The 16,343-nt window shown below is 42.9% G+C and carries 14 protein-coding genes; 9 read left to right on the top strand and 5 right to left on the bottom strand.

Annotation, left to right across the window (positions count from 1 at the left end; genetic code table 11):
- Positions 1-70 precede the first annotated feature (70 nt).
- The 4 genes from tyrR (at position 71) to EXZ60_RS09280 (ending at position 3,860) form a co-directional block, all read left to right on the top strand.
- Positions 71-1,615: a transcriptional regulator TyrR gene (gene tyrR, locus EXZ60_RS09295; protein WP_017043611.1), complete on the top strand. Its 1,545-nt coding sequence runs from the start codon at positions 71-73 to the stop codon at positions 1,613-1,615.
- Positions 1,612-2,193 carry a ribosomal protein S5-alanine N-acetyltransferase gene (gene rimJ, locus EXZ60_RS09290; protein ID WP_017043610.1) on the top strand — a complete coding sequence of 194 codons (582 nt, stop codon included), beginning with the start codon at positions 1,612-1,614 and terminating at the stop codon, positions 2,191-2,193. The genes tyrR and rimJ overlap by 4 nt, the downstream gene beginning before the upstream one ends.
- Before the next feature lie 65 nt (positions 2,194-2,258).
- Positions 2,259-2,732, top strand: coding sequence for a DUF2947 domain-containing protein (locus tag EXZ60_RS09285; protein ID WP_010320690.1), 474 nt, complete (start codon positions 2,259-2,261; stop codon positions 2,730-2,732).
- A 141-nt stretch (positions 2,733-2,873) separates the two neighbouring features.
- Complete coding sequence (locus tag EXZ60_RS09280; RefSeq protein ID WP_094131948.1) at positions 2,874-3,860, top strand: GGDEF domain-containing protein; 987 nt, start codon at positions 2,874-2,876, stop codon at positions 3,858-3,860.
- Positions 3,861-3,870: 10 nt separating this feature from the next.
- On the opposite strand, the gene EXZ60_RS09275 is transcribed toward EXZ60_RS09280, so the two are convergent.
- From EXZ60_RS09275 to EXZ60_RS09265, 3 genes are all read right to left on the bottom strand, one after another.
- Positions 3,871-4,725: a DMT family transporter gene (locus EXZ60_RS09275; RefSeq protein ID WP_026028721.1), complete on the bottom strand. Its 855-nt coding sequence runs from the start codon at positions 4,723-4,725 to the stop codon at positions 3,871-3,873.
- 142 nt (positions 4,726-4,867) lie between these two features.
- The gene (gene alr, locus EXZ60_RS09270) at positions 4,868-6,091 is read right to left on the bottom strand and encodes an alanine racemase (protein ID WP_277435604.1); all 1,224 of its coding nucleotides are present in this window, start codon (positions 6,089-6,091) and stop codon (positions 4,868-4,870) included.
- A 54-nt stretch (positions 6,092-6,145) separates the two neighbouring features.
- Positions 6,146-7,777, bottom strand: coding sequence for a methyl-accepting chemotaxis protein (locus EXZ60_RS09265; RefSeq protein WP_277435603.1), 1,632 nt, complete (start codon positions 7,775-7,777; stop codon positions 6,146-6,148).
- A 404-nt stretch (positions 7,778-8,181) separates the two neighbouring features.
- Here EXZ60_RS09265 and EXZ60_RS09260 point away from each other — a divergent pair, with 404 nt between their 5' ends.
- Genes EXZ60_RS09260 through EXZ60_RS09250 form a run of 3 tightly spaced genes read left to right on the top strand, consistent with a single transcriptional unit; the run spans position 8,182 to position 11,406 of the window.
- Positions 8,182-9,600 (top strand): SLC13 family permease, encoded by a 1,419-nt coding sequence (locus EXZ60_RS09260; protein WP_026028719.1) that lies wholly within the window; start codon positions 8,182-8,184, stop codon positions 9,598-9,600.
- 8 nt (positions 9,601-9,608) lie between these two features.
- Positions 9,609-10,946: an ATP-binding protein gene (locus EXZ60_RS09255; protein WP_017044755.1), complete on the top strand. Its 1,338-nt coding sequence runs from the start codon at positions 9,609-9,611 to the stop codon at positions 10,944-10,946.
- Positions 10,933-11,406: a response regulator gene (locus tag EXZ60_RS09250; protein ID WP_010317964.1), complete on the top strand. Its 474-nt coding sequence runs from the start codon at positions 10,933-10,935 to the stop codon at positions 11,404-11,406. The genes EXZ60_RS09255 and EXZ60_RS09250 overlap by 14 nt, the downstream gene beginning before the upstream one ends.
- Before the next feature lie 50 nt (positions 11,407-11,456).
- Here the strand turns inward: EXZ60_RS09250 and EXZ60_RS09245 are convergent, their stop codons facing one another.
- Positions 11,457-11,666 (bottom strand): hypothetical protein, encoded by a 210-nt coding sequence (locus EXZ60_RS09245; RefSeq protein ID WP_013856790.1) that lies wholly within the window; start codon positions 11,664-11,666, stop codon positions 11,457-11,459.
- 279 nt (positions 11,667-11,945) lie between these two features.
- A complete protein-coding gene (locus EXZ60_RS09240; protein WP_010317961.1) occupies positions 11,946-12,158 on the bottom strand; it encodes a cold-shock protein in 213 nt (70 codons plus the stop codon).
- Positions 12,159-12,724: 566 nt separating this feature from the next.
- On the opposite strand from EXZ60_RS09240, the gene EXZ60_RS09235 reads away from it, so the two are divergent.
- Together EXZ60_RS09235 and EXZ60_RS09230 are read left to right on the top strand one after the other, a co-directional pair.
- A complete protein-coding gene (locus EXZ60_RS09235; protein WP_017047590.1) occupies positions 12,725-13,819 on the top strand; it encodes a NapC/NirT family cytochrome c in 1,095 nt (364 codons plus the stop codon).
- A 22-nt stretch (positions 13,820-13,841) separates the two neighbouring features.
- Positions 13,842-16,289, top strand: coding sequence for a trimethylamine-N-oxide reductase 2 (locus EXZ60_RS09230; RefSeq protein WP_094149376.1), 2,448 nt, complete (start codon positions 13,842-13,844; stop codon positions 16,287-16,289).
- The last annotated feature ends 54 nt before the right edge of the window (positions 16,290-16,343 follow it).

The following is a 16,343-nucleotide window of genomic DNA, read 5'->3' as shown; positions in this document are numbered from 1 at the left end:
CTTGACGCCATACAAGGCTTGATAGAAACTACTGTCAACTTTTCCTGACACTTTTTATTAGGATTTTTAAGTGCGTCTTGAAGTCTCTTGTGAAGATAGACTCGGCCTAACCCGAGAACTGCTCGATATTCTTGCATCGAGAAACATTGATTTGCGTGGGATTGAAATCGATGTCATCGGCATTATTTACCTCAACTGCCCTGACATTGATTTTGAAACATTCAGTGAATTGATGGCTGAAATTCGCCGAATTTCTGGCGTAAAAGATGTTCGGAAAATTCAATTCATGCCTATGGAGCGGCATAACACCGAGTTAATTTCATTACTCAACAACGTGCCTGATGCGGTGCTGGCGATTGATCTGAAAGGGTTTGTTGATATGGCAAACTATTCAGCGTTATCGCTGTTTAACAAAACAGAGAAAGAGGTGATAGGGCAGCCCATTTCGGCATTATTACCTTTCTTTAACCTATCACGCTGGCTTGAAGGCAACAAAGCACGACAACGTGAGGAGATCGTGCACGATGGTCTCGATTATCTGATGGAGATGATGCCTGTTTATATTACGGGTGAGTCGAAAGAATCCACCTTGGCGAGTACCATGATGATGATTCGTTCTAAAAGCCCTAGCGGCGTCGTCGATGATGCTTTGCCTTTACACAATAACCTTGGTTTTGAACATTTTGTCGGAGTGTCTAACCGCCATAAAGCGCTCATTAGCCAAGCTAAGAAGCTGTCAATGCTTGATCAACCTTTGCTTATAGAAGGCGAAACCGGAACGGGTAAAGAGATGTTGGCCAAGGCTTGCCATAATCGCTCTCACCGTGCCTCTTTTCCTTTCTTAGTTCTGAGTTGTGCTTCAATGCCGGATGATGTCGCGGAAACGGAGTTGTTTGGTCATGCGCCAGGGTCATTTAATCATCAACAAGGCCATAAAGGTATTTTTGAACAGGCGAATGGCGGCACTGTTTTTCTCGATGAAATCGGGGAGATGAGCCCTCATTTACAAATTAAACTACTGCGCTTCTTGCAAGATGGTACATTCCGCCGCGTTGGTGAGGAGCATGAAGTTCATGTTAATGTTCGTGTGATTGCCTCGACGCGTCACAAACTGGCAGATTTAGCCGAATCAGGCGCATTTCGTGAAGATCTTTTTTATCGTCTGAATGTGTTAACTCTCCGTATTCCTACTTTGCGTGAGCGGCCTAACGACATTCAGCCATTGCTTGAACTATTCGTGGCGAAACACATTAAGAAAATGGGTATGGCCAAACCACTACTAGCGGAAGATTTGGCGGATCAGCTCTCTCATTACCAATGGCCAGGCAACGTACGACAGTTGGACAACATGGTGCTCAGGGCGCTAACGGAGATGTCTGATAATCAGTTAACAGTGGATCTCTTCCATCTGCCACAGCTTGAAACCGTTCATACTGGCAATACCCATGTCAATCTTGATGGCTCATTAGATGACATTATGAAAGAGTATGAATCTCAAATTTTGGAACGTTTATATCAGTCTTTCCCTTCAAGCCGTAAGTTGGCTAAGCGTTTAAACGTATCACACACCTCTATCGCCAATAAGCTACGCGACTACGGAATTAGGAAAAATTGATGCAGTCATGCAGCACCTTGTCCCAAGTGTATGAAGTGGACAATGATATTTTAGTGCGAACCGCAAAACTTGAAGATGCGGAGATGATCGCCGCCTATTTTACGAGTAATCGTGAACATTTACGGCCTTGGGAACCTAAGCGAGAAGCGGCGTTTTTTGAGGCTCACGGGTGGGCACAGCGGCTGATTAAACTTGGTGAGCTGCATAAAATGCAATTAGGCTATTATTTGCTCATCATCGATATTAACAGTGGTGACATGCTTGGCACCATTTCGTTTAGTAACCTCTCACGCTTTCCATTTTATGCTTGTAATCTCGGCTATTCGTTAGCGAAGAATGCACAAGGTAAAGGCATCATGGGCCGTGCATTAAAAATGGCGTGCCACTACATGTTTAAGGTACAAAACCTACACCGTATCATGGCTGGTTATATGCCAATCAACAAACGCAGTGAAGCGGTGTTGATGAAAATGGGCTTTCAGGCCGAAGGTCACGCTAAAAATTATTTGCTCATTGATGGCCAATGGGAAGATCACAACCTAACAGCATTGGTTAATGCTGATTGGCGTCCAAGCTAATGGGTTATCGTTTTAAAAGTAAAGCGGCTATATTCGCAAGCCAGCTAAAACATTAAGGAAATTCAATGTCGTATTTGCCTTTGGATCAATACCAAAGAAAATGGATTTTCACTCACCAATCAATGCCAGTTCCTGAGCAAGATCTGGTGCATATTAAACCCATGTCTCAAGCCCGAGCGGCTCAGTTTTGGCTGGAAAATATCAGTGCTCAAAGCCCAGATTCAGAGAGGTTAAGTTCTCAAGATTGGCCTCGCAAAGCAGGCAGTTGGATCAATGAAATCAGTTGGATGAAAGAATGGGAAAGTGACGATGAATCATTACCCGTTGATATTTTGGCCCATATTGATTGGCAAAATGACGTGACCGTTTATTTTTGTTATGAAAAGTACAATATTATCGAAACCCAATGGTCGGTATTTAAAAAATACTGGAAAAATTTCTTATTTTACGATGATGGACCAATCTTATTGGGGCGTCGCCGCGCTCAAGCGTTATGGTTTGGTTCAAATGGCAAAGTCAAATTGGGTAATAGAAAGTAACGAATAAACGAATAAAAAGCAGCCTAGGCTGCTTTTTATTCGTTCTACAGTACTCGAAAATTATTTAATTGATACAAACTTTGTAACATCGCGCTACCCATTCTTTCCTATACTGATCATAAGAGATGTTCGGGAGGGCGCATGGACGATAAAATTCTCCAATCTGTTGTTGAAATTACGGGGCAGAAAAATGCGGTGTCATTGGGTTATTGTGTCATCAGCGCTCTAGTCGAGATGTTGCCTCTGAAATCGGCCTGCTTAGAACATTACATTGGACCTCATTCCTATGTCATTGCAAAAGCTACTATCTGTAGCCGTATACCTGGAAAATTTGAAATTAACTGGGAATATGAGGGCGAGACGGTTCCAAGTTATGAACATAACCATTCTGATATCGAGCCCAAAATAGAAGATTTAGGTACAAACGGATACCATTGCATTTACCCTATTGCGATCAACGATAGTTTTTCTGCTAGGTTGTCTCTGATTCTAAAAGTTCCGCCCAAACAATATCGAATGCTTATTGAAGGCTTTGTTAAAATTTACCAAAATTACGTTTTATTATTGCATGAAAATGAGCGTGACAAGCTGACAGGGTTGTTGAATCGAAGGACGTTAGAGGATAGGTTGCGCCTTAGCTTTGATGTGCTTCCTGAAACGACGACAGTAGGCTCAGTGATGCCTTGGGTTGCCATCATTGATCTCGACCATTTTAAACGGATCAATGATAATTTTGGCCATCTGATTGGCGATGAAGTTTTGCTCTTGGTGGCTCAGCAAATGCAGAATTTTTTTCTTAATCAAGAACAACTGTTTCGGTTTGGAGGAGAAGAGTTCGTCATTATTTTCCCTGCCAGTGAGTATGAGGTCGTGCTAAACAGAACCGAGAGGTTTAGACAGCACATCGAGCAGTTTCGTTTTCCTCAGGTTCAACATATCACGCTTAGCATTGGTATCTGCTCTATCTCGCCAAGAGAATATCTCTCAACGATTTTAGATAGAGCAGACAAAGCACTCTACTTCGCCAAAAACCACGGCCGCAATCAAGTACAATGTTATGAAGACTTGTTGCGTAGCGGTGTATTCATTGAAAACGAAGAGGGGGACAGTAGTGCCGAACTATTTTGAACGGTTCACCTTATTTCTTCGCCGATAGCGTGCTACCCATTGAGGCAGTGATGATCATCGTAATGGCGATCCATTGCGTTAAGCTTAATTGTTCTTGAAGAATAATTAATCCAGCTAATGCGGCGATGGCGGGCTCTAAGCTCATTAACACACTAAAGTGTTGTGTAGACAAACGCTTTAAAGCCGACATTTCTAGGCAATAAGGTACGGCGCTTGAAAGAATCGCGACAGATAACGCCATAGGCAGTATTGACCACGTAAAAATAGACGCCTCTGATAATACAACGCCGATTGGAAACGCAAACAGGGCCGCAATTGTCATCCCTATCGCAACGGTTGCGCCTCCAGAACCGACACTCCCCGCCCTTTGACCAAACCATATGTAGGCTGCCCAGCATCCGCCAGCCGCTAAAGCCAGTGCAACGCCAATCGGATCAAGTGCATCGACACCCGTTAGATCGGGCAATAAAAAAACAATACCCAGAATAGCAAGCGCAACCCAAATCAGATCTTTTTTGCGTTTAGATGAGAGGAATGCAATGAGTAATGGCCCAGAAAACTCCAACGCAACCCCAATACCAAGAGGAATTCGTTCAATAGCAAAATAGAACATCAGTTGCATGCCACCTAGGCTTGCTCCGTAAATGATCATTGAGCGCCATTGTGAAAGAGAAAGTCGTAACTGCCATGGGCGAAAAATCATTAACAGTATTAATGCAGAGAGACCAACGCGCAGTGCAATTGTTCCACCTGGGCCAACAATAGGAAATAACTGCTTGGCTAGTGACGCGCCAGATTGAATGGTGGTCATGGCTAAGAGTAGAGTTAACACAGCCAAGAATATAGGGGATTTAATCGGTCGCATGCGCATCCATATGAAATAAAAGGAACGGGCCGATTATGCCTGAAAAATAAAGGGGTTAATAGGAACAACGAGCGGTGAATTAAAAGGGGATACCGTGAGTGCAAAACACTCACGGACCAAAAGATAAATAAGTGGGCTTGGCTTAGTGGATGTAGAAACGAGGGTTTGCCGTTCCCCAAATCGTATACAGTTCAGGGAATATGAGCTCTGCATTTTCTTCCAGCTCACTGACAGTGATTCGGCCTTGCTTTTGCGCGCCAAACAAGGTGACTTCCTGATTAGGAAGGACGCCTTTCACATCGGTTACGTCAACCAATGTGGTGTTCATTGAAGTTACTCCAACCACCTTTGCTCGTTGACCGTTAATCAATACGTTACCGCGATTGCCCATTTTTCTTGGGTAACCATCCGAATAGCCAACAGGCAGGTTTGCCAAAACACTCTCTTTGGTTACGCGGTATGTACTGTCATAGCCAACGGTGCTTCCTTTAGGAAGATGATGCAATGACGCAATACGTGTTTTGAATGAGACGATTGACGGATATTCCGGGTTAGTTGGTAAGTCGCCATATAGGACGCCACCAGGACGTACCATGTCAAGTTGTGCTTCTGGTACATTGAGAGCAGTGTAGGAGTTGGCAACATGCAAAATCAGTTCATCGCGTTTTAGGTTTGCTTGCTGAATCAACCAAGCTGAATTGGTATTAAAACTGGCCAACTTACTGCGGATTTCGTCTGGATTGTAATTGGGGAAATGCGTCATTATCCCAACAATTTGTATGCCACTTTGAGTAGCAATCGCAATCGATTCTTGTTTTCCTGCATCGGTTGACATATCGATACCATTGCGTCCCATACCGCCATCATTTAATGCCAAATGTACTCTTATCGTTTTACCTTTTTGCTGGCTTAGCTGAGCGAGTTGCTCAGCTTGTATTTTACTACCGATGATCTCTTCGATATCTAACTCGACACTTTGTGCGATTTCATCAATGCTCGCAGAGCGAACACGCATCAACTGGCCTTTAAACCCGCTCTCACGTACGGCTCTAGCCTCTGCATTACTGGTAATTGCGATACAAGGGATCCCTTGCGCGAGAATAGTTGGCATTAAACCGCGAATACCGTTGCCGTAAGCATCAGCCTTCATCACGGCGCAAATTTTAGTTTGGCTGTTGATGTGGCTCTTAAACTGCTCAATATTTTGTTTGAATTGGCCAAGATCGATCTCAAGCCAAGTATTGGATTGCTGAATTTCTTGTATAGAAGGCTCACTGACGTTAAGGCTTAAAGGTGCAGAAGTCGCTGAAAAAGAGGGTAAAGCCATGGCAATTGACAGTGTAAGAAAAGAGGCTTTGAAATTCATTCTATCTCCTAGGTAAGTAAAAACAAGAAAGCCCCGTTAGGGGCTAACTCTATTTTAGTTAAGTTTGAAACGCCCCATTGCGTCTTGCAATGTGACCGATAATTGACTGAGTTCGTGGCAAGCTTGCGCCGTTTGTTCTGAACCCTGCGCGACTTCTTGTGAAGCCGTATGGATATTTTCAATGTTGCGGCTTAGTTCATCGGCAACGGAATCTTGTTCACTACAAGCGCTGGCGATTTGTGTTCCCATATCCGCAATTTGAGCTACTGAGTTTTCAATTGAAACCATCAATTGCTGCGAGTGGGTTCCTTGAACGACGCAAGAGTCAATGCTGACGCGCGAACGTTCGGTTGCTTCTTTTGCTTCACCTGCCATGGTTTGTAATTTTTCAATAATGGTTGTGATTTCGCCAGTTGAAGCTTGAGTTCTCCCCGCAAGGGTGCGCACTTCATCGGCAACAACAGCAAAGCCTCGGCCAGATTCACCAGCGCGGGCTGCTTCAATCGCAGCGTTCAGTGCCAATAGGTTTGTTTGCTCAGCGATGTTACGAATAACGTCAAGTACCACGTTAATTTGTGTGGATTGTTGTTCTAAATTTGCAACGGTTTCGCCAGCCTGACCAATAATTGTAGCCACTTGTTGAATGGAGCTCACCATCGCGGCATTGTCTGTCGCACCCTCTTTGGCTTTAGTGTTGGCACTACTTGCTTGTGATGCTGAGTCTTCCGTGTTGCGTGCTACATCGGCCACTGCGGCTTTCATTTGCGTCATCGCTGTTGCGACTTGTGTGATCTGATATTGCTGCTCTTTCATACCTTGAGCTGAGATATTGGAGATTTGACTCATCTCTTCCACAGCACTACTCAGTTGTGTTACAGCGGAGATGATCTCTTCGATCAGTTGACGTAAATTGTTCTGCATCTTTTGTGAGGCATCGGCAAGTTCACCTAATTCGTCATTGCCAATAGCATTACGATCGATCTGTTTTGCTAAGTTACCTTCTGCAATCGCGTTTGCTTGGTCAACAACTAATCGTAAAGGTCCACAAATTATGCGAGTCAAGAAGAGGGTGATAATGACCATGACGACGATAATGGAAACATTACTGATACTTGATGAAGTGTTCAGTGTGTCAACAGCTTTAAGAATATAGCTTTTGTTGCCATCCATTGCTTTTTGCAAGATGCTAATCAGCGTTTTTATGTCGGCTTCAATATAACGAAAATTATCGAGAGATTGGTTTAACAGTTTATGCGCACTATTTTTGTCATTGTTCGCTAAAGCCTGATTAAACTGAGTCATGATCGTTGTGTAACTATCCCAATTAGCCATCAAACTCTTGAATGTTTGCTCCTCTTCTCCTGGCCAAACACTTTTTCCATACTGTTTTAAACCAGCATCAATCTCTTGTTGTAATTGACGGCTAGTCACTAGGCGTTGTTTCACTTCATTTATATCATCGGTGAGCAAGGAAGCAAACTGCGTACGACGCCAATAGGAGAGTTTATCTCCCATTGAATCTACGTGTTGTAGTGCAGGCAGTGTATCGTCGGCAAAATTCACCAACTGACTTTTGACTTCTTGGAGTTCGCTATATAAAAACCAAGCGAAGAGGATGTTGATTAAAGCGATGAGGCTAAATGAGCCTGCAATTTTCTGTCTGATGGATAGATTTTTTAAAAACATGAATGAGTTACCTTTGATTGTTTTTGTCAAAAGTCGCTTGAGCGAACAACATCCATTTACCGACAATGTGATCTACATCCTAATTGGTCGCGGATATTATCATGTTATCTATAAATTGACGATACCTATACTATTAAAGTAGCAGATGTTTGATTGTGCAAAGATAAAACGATTGATTAATTTTAATGATGTGAGGGTGGTTGATTATTGGTTTAACACCTAAGAGTGGTGAGAGGATTTGCAAGCGACCCCTCATTCTGAGTATTTGCCTTAGTGGTAATCGTTGTTCATTGATCTAACACCAAACTTTTTGCTGAGTAACTGTAACATAATAGCAACGTTGTTCGAGATTCAAGTACACCTCTAATTATCGTTTCTATGAGTACTCAGGAAGAGTTTATATGGTGCGTCCTTACTTAAAATTTATCATCCCTATTTTAGTTCCATTACTTATTTTATTGTTGCCTATGACCGCTTTCCCTTTTGAAGGGATGACCGTAATACAGCAGCGAGTGATTGCCATCTTTTTGCTCGCCGCTCTTTGTTGGGTATTTGAACCGATCCCAATCTATGCCACATCGGTAGTCGTGATCGTGCTAGAGCTCCTAATGGTATCGGATAAAGGTATCTGGTTTATGAGGCTTGCTGAGGGAGAAGCTCATTTTGGTGGCTTGCTAAAACATACTGATATCATGGCGACGTTTGCCAGCCCAATTATTATGTTGTTTTTGGGTGGCTTTTTCTTAGCCATGGCCGCCACTAAGTATCGCTTGGATGTCAACCTTGCCCGAGTGCTGCTCAAACCATTTGGCCAGAACCCTAAGTATGTCATGTTAGGCTTGATGTTAATTACTGGCATCTTCTCGATGTTTATGTCCAATACCGCAACAACAGCGATGATGCTTTCCATCTTAACGCCAGTCATCGCAGTGTTTGGCCCAAAAGATCCAGGGCGAATTGCTTTTGCTTTGTGTATTCCTGTCGCCGCTAATATTGGCGGTATAGGTACGCCAATAGGTACTCCTCCCAATGCGATCGCATTGAAATATCTGGTCGGTGAAAATTTAATTACCTTTGGTGAATGGATGGCCTTTGGGGTGCCGTTTGTGATCATAATGATGGCACTCGCGTGGGTATTGATTAGCGCCATGTTTAAAGCAGAGCAACAAAAAATTGAATTGACCATTAAAGGTAAATTTTTAAAAACACCAAAAGCCATTATTGTGTATGTCACCTTTGCTCTGACCATTCTTCTTTGGTTGATGGGCTCAACCCATGGTATGAACTCTTATACTGTTGCACTGATACCTGTGGCTGTCTTTTCTCTTACTGGCATCATCAACAAAGAAGATCTAAAGAAAATTTCTTGGGATGTGCTGTGGTTAGTGTCTGGTGGTATTGCGCTAGGACTTGCATTAGACAAAACGGGGTTAGCGCAACTAGTGGTGAACAGCATTCCTTTTGCACAGTATTCACCTTACGTTGTTTTATTTGGTGCGGCATTTTTGTGCCTCATTATGGCCAATTTTATGTCACATACCGCCACCGCGAACTTATTAATGCCGATTATGGCCGCGCTTGGCGCTTCAATGACTTCGCTTACTCCATTAGGTGGAGAAATTACGTTGATTCTCGTGGTTACCTTTGCTGCATCACTTGGTATGTCATTACCTATCAGTACACCACCTAATGCGTTGGCGCATGCTACCGGGCACGTTCAAAGTAACCAAATGGCTAAAGTAGGGGTTGTCCTCGGTGTGATTGGGGTGCTGCTCAGTTTTGTTATGGTTTGGTTACTTCATGCGGTTGGTCATATCGGTTAGGTAGCATTATGTCGGATAAAAGACTTGTTGCACTCATTGATCGTTATTTTCGCCATCCTGAACGGATGGTGAAACTGCCTTCGGGAAGTATTGTCATTGAGCAAGAAGGTTATAATGATCGACTCTATTTCGTATGGTCGGGAGAATTGAGTGGCTATTACAATGAAAAAGGCGATAAACCGATAAAAGTTTTTTCAGCCGGTGCGGGTGCTTTTATTGGCGTGCACAGTTTTTTTTCTGGTGAATGGATAGCTTCTTCAACAGTGGTGGCTGAATCTACGGTAGAGCTTGCCTGGATCGACCGAACTACGGCCGTCTTAGAAGAAGATCAATATGGACCTTTAACCGCCCAGTTTACCCCCGTTATTGTGAATGAATTATCCCGCCGTCAACGACGTGCAACTCAAGAATCAGTGGCAAAAGAAAAAGCATTAGAAAGGTTATATTCGGCTGAGCAAATGACGACCTTAGGCCAGTTAGCGGCGGGCATTGCCCATGAATTGAACAATGCCATCGGGGTAGTGAGTAGCAAATCTGAGCGATTAGAAGTACTGTTTATGGAGCTGCTCGAAGAGGTTCATCCTGAAGCGAGCCTATTTTTCGATTTTGGCTTGATGTATGGTCAGAAAGTATCGTCAAACGAAGCTAGAAGGCGAGGTGCTCTTTTCGAAAAGCAATACGCCCTGCCTAAAAATGTGGCAAGAGATTTAGCAAAAGCGGTTCCAGAAGACTACTTATCTTCGCACTGGCTGAAAAATCCACATTTAGCTATCCGTTATTGGCAAATGGGCCGTGACTTGCATGATTTACGTTTGGCCTCTAAACATACTGTTGGCATTGTTAAATCAGTAAAACAACTGGGCCGAACTGAAATTACTCAAGATGAAGAGTTCGATATTAACGATACGATCAATCGAGCATTGGCACTATTACAGAGTGATTTACGACGTGTCAGTGTCCGTATTAGGCCAGCTGCATTACCCTTATTTAAAGGATCTCAGACAGAGCTGGTACAAATTTGGGTAAACATCATCAAAAATGCCTGTGATGCGATGGCTAACATAGCAGAGCCAATGATAGAGATACAAACCAAATTAAGTAAACAACGTATATTGGTAACCATTGCTAATAATGGTCCTGAAATTAACGAAGCCACTAGACGGAAAATATTCCAACCAAGCTTCACCACCAAAAAAGGAGGGTTGTCGTTTGGTTTGGGACTAGGGTTATCAATAGTGAAACGCATTGTTTCTGGGTATGGTGGAAATGTCGTACTCAAAAGTGACAATGAAAGAACAATATTTAGAATTAAATTACCCACGGAGAGCGATTATGGAGAAGCTTAATATCATTTGTGTCGATGATCAAAGGGAAGTATTAAGTGCGATACTGCAAGATCTTCAACCACTCACTTCTTGGTTGAATATTGAAGATTGTGAATCGGCTTATGAAGTATTGGATCTAATGGATGAGTTTGACGAACAAGGTGAGCATATTGCGCTGCTGATGTCAGATCATGTGATGCCAGGAAAGACAGGAGTCGAATTATTAACCGAGGTCGCAGCAGATTCCAGATTTAAGAAAACAAAGAAAATTCTGTTAACAGGGCAAGCAACACACACAGATACGATCAATGCGATTAACACTGCAGGTGTAAATAGGTATTTTGAGAAACCATGGAATGCGAAAGAGCTGGTAGATTGTGTTCGCACTTTAGTGACAGAATTCATTTTTGAAGTAGGTTTAGATTATAAAGACTATCACAACGAATTAGATCAGAAAATAGTGCTAGCAAAACTGAGATAAGTGAATAATGCCCAAATAACTTTAACGGCGGCTATTAAAGTGTTTGGGTATTAATCGATGATATTAAAATGGCCAATAAGCTTGTCATCAGCATTCAATATTTGTCCTTGAGAAGATTCTTCATCATAAATAAAATTGAGATGAAGAGTGTCTAAATTGCAATTTATCTGACTTAATATATGACGTGTCAATATGTCACTATTAAGTTGATGAATAGTCGCATTCCAAGAGCAATGTTTAATATTAAAATGAATATTCATAGTGAGCGTAATTTTTGTGTTGCTTTAGATTTAGCAAACCAAAAACGCTTTCTACCAGTTGTACGAGACATAGTAGATCTCCTTTGTAAAAATGAAAATATTACATAGATAGAAATAGGATTGTCAAAACGGTTTATGCAAAAATGGCTGAATGTTCGAACGGGATAAGCAGAGGGAACGGAGCAGAAGTTTGAGCGATAACGTTGATAACTATAATTTATAATCTAGGTAAAAATAAGAGCGCTGGCGTGGTGCCAACGCTCACACATTCATGCGAAATTATTCAGCACGTACGTTAGCAGCTTGAGGACCTTTAGCACCTTGTTCTACAACAAAAGATACTTTTTGGCCTTCTGCTAAAGTTTTGAAACCTTCAGAAGCGATAGCGCGGAAGTGTACGAATACATCTGGACCGCCGTTGCTTTGAGAAATGAAACCAAAACCTTTAGTTTCGTTGAACCATTTTACAGTGCCAGTAGTAGTGTTAGACATGTTATGTCCCTTATAAAAATAAAAAATTTTAAAATACAGGTGTTGCTTTGAGACGAATTATTTAAATGAGACCATGAAACTAGAGGACACTTTGAATTGAATCTGAAAGGGAACTTTGGCTTACTTGTTACATTAATAACCCTGTTCAACAGAGCGGACACATAATCGCATGGTCCTCAATCAAAGTAAAGCATTTATTTTAAAATAATTGAGCATTAGGAATCTGAGCAGGTTATTCGTGATTTTTGTTACTTTTCAAACCATTTTTAGTAAACATTATCAGTGATAAGGCTCTGCCTATCTTTGGGGTTTTTATCTTTTATTTTTAATATCAATCGGTTGTGTTTTATGTATTTTTAATTTCTATCATCTGTGTGGCTATTTATTTTCTATTTTATCAATTTATAGGAAAGGTGACATAGGTCACGCCTGTTCCTTGTCTAAATTGACTACTGTCAAGTTGACATCCCTCTTTGGGGGTATGATTTCCTTATGGAATACGATGCGCATCACATAAATGCAACGTGTTCTGTCAAAACCACATCCGTTGAGATTTGTGAGGAATAATGAATATTAAAAAAAGAATGATAGTGGGAGTTCTTGCTATTGGGGTGCTGCTCGGTTGGTTAAGCCTTGGAGGAACTCATGTCATCTTAGAAAAAACGTCGAGTACGGAATTTTGTCTCTCTTGTCATACTATGCAAGCACCCTTTCAGGAGTATCAAGGCTCGGTACACTTCAGCAATGCCAAAGGCATCCGTGCAGAATGTGCTGATTGCCATATACCCACTGATACTATGGATTATTTAGTCACTAAAATCAGGGCGTCCAAAGATATCTATCATGAGTTTATTACCAAGAAGATCAGCACACCTGAAAAGTATGAAGCGCATCGAGCCGAGATGGCTGAAACTGTCTGGGCGCAATTAAAAGCGAACGATTCTGCGACCTGTCGTTCATGTCACAGTGAAGATGCGATGGAGATTTACGACCAAACGGCGCAAGCACAAAAAATGCATCAGTACGGTATCGACAATAATCAAACCTGTATTGATTGCCATAAAGGTGTGGCGCACATGCTTCCTGAAGTCAAAATGGACAGCCAAGCATTAGCCCATTTGGTCGAAGAGGCAAAGTTAACCCCTGTGGGCACTTCTATTGTTTATGCGATGCAATCTACGCCCATTTCTGATTTCGGAACGATCAATCCAGCGACGCCGCTGAAAGTATTGAATGAAAGCGATGGCAAGCGCACCGTTGAATTGAGTGGTTATCAGATGCAAGGTGCAGAACAAGTCTTGTATATGGGTGAAGGTAAGCGTGCTGTGATTGCTATGTTAACTGAAGCAGGGCAAAAAGCATTGAGCGTAAAGGAGTATAACGAAGATGCCTACGGAAATCAGTGGCGTCAAGTAACACTTGCCGGGGACATCGACACGCCAGTGTTGGGTAAAATGGATTCGCTTTGGGCATACGCTGAGCAATTGGACAATGTTTACTGTTCAACATGTCATGCCAAAATTCCGAGTAACCATTTTACGGTTAACGCGTGGCCTTCTGTGGCAAAAAGTATGGGGGACCGTACCTCTATTTCCGCAGAGGATCTAGAAATCCTCACGAAATATTTCCAATATAATGCGAAAGATGTTGTTGCCCAATAAAAAATGAAATAAGGATTCAGTGATGACTACTCTCACACGTCGAAGTTTTCTAAAAAGCGCTGGTGCAACTGCAGGTGCGGTCGCTATTTTTTCGGTTAAACCTATGCCAGTTCTCGCTTCCGCACCGCGAGGAGCTGGTGTACTGACTGCTGGGCGTTGGGGCGCTATGCTGGTTGAAGTTAAGGATGGGAAAATTATTTCCTCCAAGAATGCATTGCCGCAAACCGTACCCAATAGTCTACAAACCTCAGCGCCAGATCAAGTGCATACTCAAGCGCGGGTCAAATACCCGATGGTGCGTAAAGGTTTTCTAGCCAATCCCCATATGCCAGATGGTAAACGAGGAGACGATGAGTTCGTCCGCGTTAGTTGGGAAAAAGCGCTGCAATTAATCCACCAACAGCATGCCCGTATTCGCACTGCTTATGGAGCCGAGTCAATTTTTGCGGGCTCTTACGGCTGGCGATCCAGTGGGATTTTACATAAAGCCCAAACCCTACTGCAACGCTATATGAGTATGGCGGGAGGCTATTCGGGTCATTTAGGTGATTATTCTACGGGTGCTGCGCAAGTCATCATGCCTTACGTTGTAGGCTCAATAGAAGTGTATGAACAACAAACAACTTACCCTGTTGTACTTGAAAGTAGTGATGTTGTGGTGCTTTGGGGGCTTAACCCTATTAATACACTGAAAATAGCATGGAGCAGTACCGACGGCGCGGGGCTTGAGTTTTTTAATCAACTCAAACATTCTAAAAAAACCATTATCGCTATCGATCCTATGCGTTCGGAAACCATCGAATTTTTTGGTGAAAACGCTCAGTGGATTGCACCGCATCCTGGTACTGACGTTGCGATGATGTTGGGGATCGCCCACTCATTAGTTGAAAAGGGCCAACATAACCTCGAATTTTTGAATAAATACACCGCTGGTTACGACAAGTTTGAAGCTTATCTGCTAGGTCATTCTGATGGCACGCCAAAGACAGCACAATGGGCTGAGGCAATTTGTGGCGTTCCTGCCAAACAACTAGAGCTATTGGCTGATATTTTTAGCAAAAATAGAACCATGATCATGGCTGGTTGGGGAATCCAACGTCAGCAATATGGTGAACAAAAACACTGGATGCTTGTCACTCTGGCTGCAATGCTAGGGCAGATCGGTTTACCCGGTGGTGGGTTTGGTTTTTCATATCACTATTCCAATGGCGGTAACCCAACGCGGACTGCAGGTGTTTTACCTGCTATATCAGCGGCCATTGATGGTGGTTCATCTGCGGGTAATGATTGGGCCGTTTCTGGAGCAGTAAATAGTTTTCCTGTGGCTCGTATTGTTGAAGCGTTGGAAAACCCATCCGGTCAATATCAACACAACGGGCATGAGAAAACATTTCCTAACATCAAAATGATCTGGTGGGCAGGCGGTGCAAACTTTACTCATCACCAAGATACCAACCGTTTGATTAAAGCGTGGCAAAAGCCGGAACTCATCGTTATCTCTGAGCCTTATTGGACTGCGGCCGCAAAACACGCTGATATTGTACTGCCCATCACGACATCATTTGAGCGTAATGATCTCACAATGACAGGGGATTATAGCAATCAACATTTAGTGCCGATGAAACAGGCAATTGAGCCTCAATTTGAAGCGCGAAATGATTTTGATGTATTTGCTGATATGGCGGAGCTGTTAAAACCGGGCGGACGTGCAGTGTATACGGAAAATAAATCCGAAATGGAATGGTTGGCTGGTTTCTATAAAGGAGCTCAAGCTATCGGTCGCCAGAATCGGATTGCAATGCCTAACTTCAGCTATTTTTGGAAACAAAATCAGCTCATTGAGATGAAATGGAACGAAGCGAACGCGAAGTTTGTGCGTTATTCCTCTTTCAGAGAGGATCCTATCCTGAACCCTCTTGGTACACCAAGTGGCAAGATTGAGATCTTCTCCAAAACCATCGAAGGCTTCAAATATAGCGATTGCCCGCCACATCCTATGTGGATGCCGCCAACGGAGTGGGTGGGGAATGCTCAAGCCGATGAACTGCAATTGATGACATCGCATGCGGCTCATCGTCTCCATAGCCAGTTAAACTATGCGGCACTACGCGAGCAATATGCGATAGCAAACCGTGAACCGATCTGGATTCATCCAGAAGATGCAAAAGTTCGAGGGATCAAAGATGGCGATCTTGTCCGTGCTTATAATCAACGTGGCCAAGTCTTAGTTGGCGCGCTGATCACGGATGGAATTAAGCAAGGTTCGGTCTGTATTCATGAAGGGGCATGGCCCGATTTTGATAAACCTCATGGTTTATGTAAAAACGGAGGATGCAACGTACTGACCGCTGACATACCTACTTCAAGGTTAGCCAATGGCTGTGCTGGTAACTCTTCAATTGTGAAAATAGAGAAATATATAGGAGAGCCACTTCCTCTAACCGCATTCACACCGCCCAAAGGCGCGTAAAAGCAAAAAGGCCACTAGATGAGAGTGGCCTTTACTTTTTAATCAGAGAGTCGT

The sequence above is a fragment of the Vibrio sp. 1151_11 genome (genome assembly GCF_029478525.1).
GTDB classification, from domain to species: Bacteria; Pseudomonadota; Gammaproteobacteria; order Enterobacterales; family Vibrionaceae; genus Vibrio; species Vibrio anguillarum.
Note: the sequence above shows the minus strand (reverse complement) of the source record. Positions and strands in the feature narration are given on the sequence as shown.

Bases quoted from the DNA above. Each gene is read 5' to 3' on its own strand.
- EXZ60_RS09285 (WP_010320690.1), top strand. From the start codon at position 2,259: ATGTCGTATTTGCCTTTGGATCAATACCAAAGAAAATGGATTTTCACT.
- EXZ60_RS09280 (WP_094131948.1), top strand. From the start codon at position 2,874: ATGGACGATAAAATTCTCCAATCTGTTGTTGAAATTACGGGGCAGAAA.
- EXZ60_RS09275 (WP_026028721.1), bottom strand. From the start codon at position 4,725: ATGCGACCGATTAAATCCCCTATATTCTTGGCTGTGTTAACTCTACTC.
- alr (WP_277435604.1), bottom strand. From the start codon at position 6,091: ATGAATTTCAAAGCCTCTTTTCTTACACTGTCAATTGCCATGGCTTTA.
- EXZ60_RS09265 (WP_277435603.1), bottom strand. From the start codon at position 7,777: ATGTTTTTAAAAAATCTATCCATCAGACAGAAAATTGCAGGCTCATTT.
- EXZ60_RS09255 (WP_017044755.1), top strand. From the start codon at position 9,609: ATGTCGGATAAAAGACTTGTTGCACTCATTGATCGTTATTTTCGCCAT.
- EXZ60_RS09250 (WP_010317964.1), top strand. From the start codon at position 10,933: ATGGAGAAGCTTAATATCATTTGTGTCGATGATCAAAGGGAAGTATTA.
- EXZ60_RS09245 (WP_013856790.1), bottom strand. From the start codon at position 11,666: ATGAATATTCATTTTAATATTAAACATTGCTCTTGGAATGCGACTATT.
- EXZ60_RS09240 (WP_010317961.1), bottom strand. From the start codon at position 12,158: ATGTCTAACACTACTACTGGCACTGTAAAATGGTTCAACGAAACTAAA.
- EXZ60_RS09235 (WP_017047590.1), top strand. From the start codon at position 12,725: ATGAATATTAAAAAAAGAATGATAGTGGGAGTTCTTGCTATTGGGGTG.
- EXZ60_RS09230 (WP_094149376.1), top strand. From the start codon at position 13,842: ATGACTACTCTCACACGTCGAAGTTTTCTAAAAAGCGCTGGTGCAACT.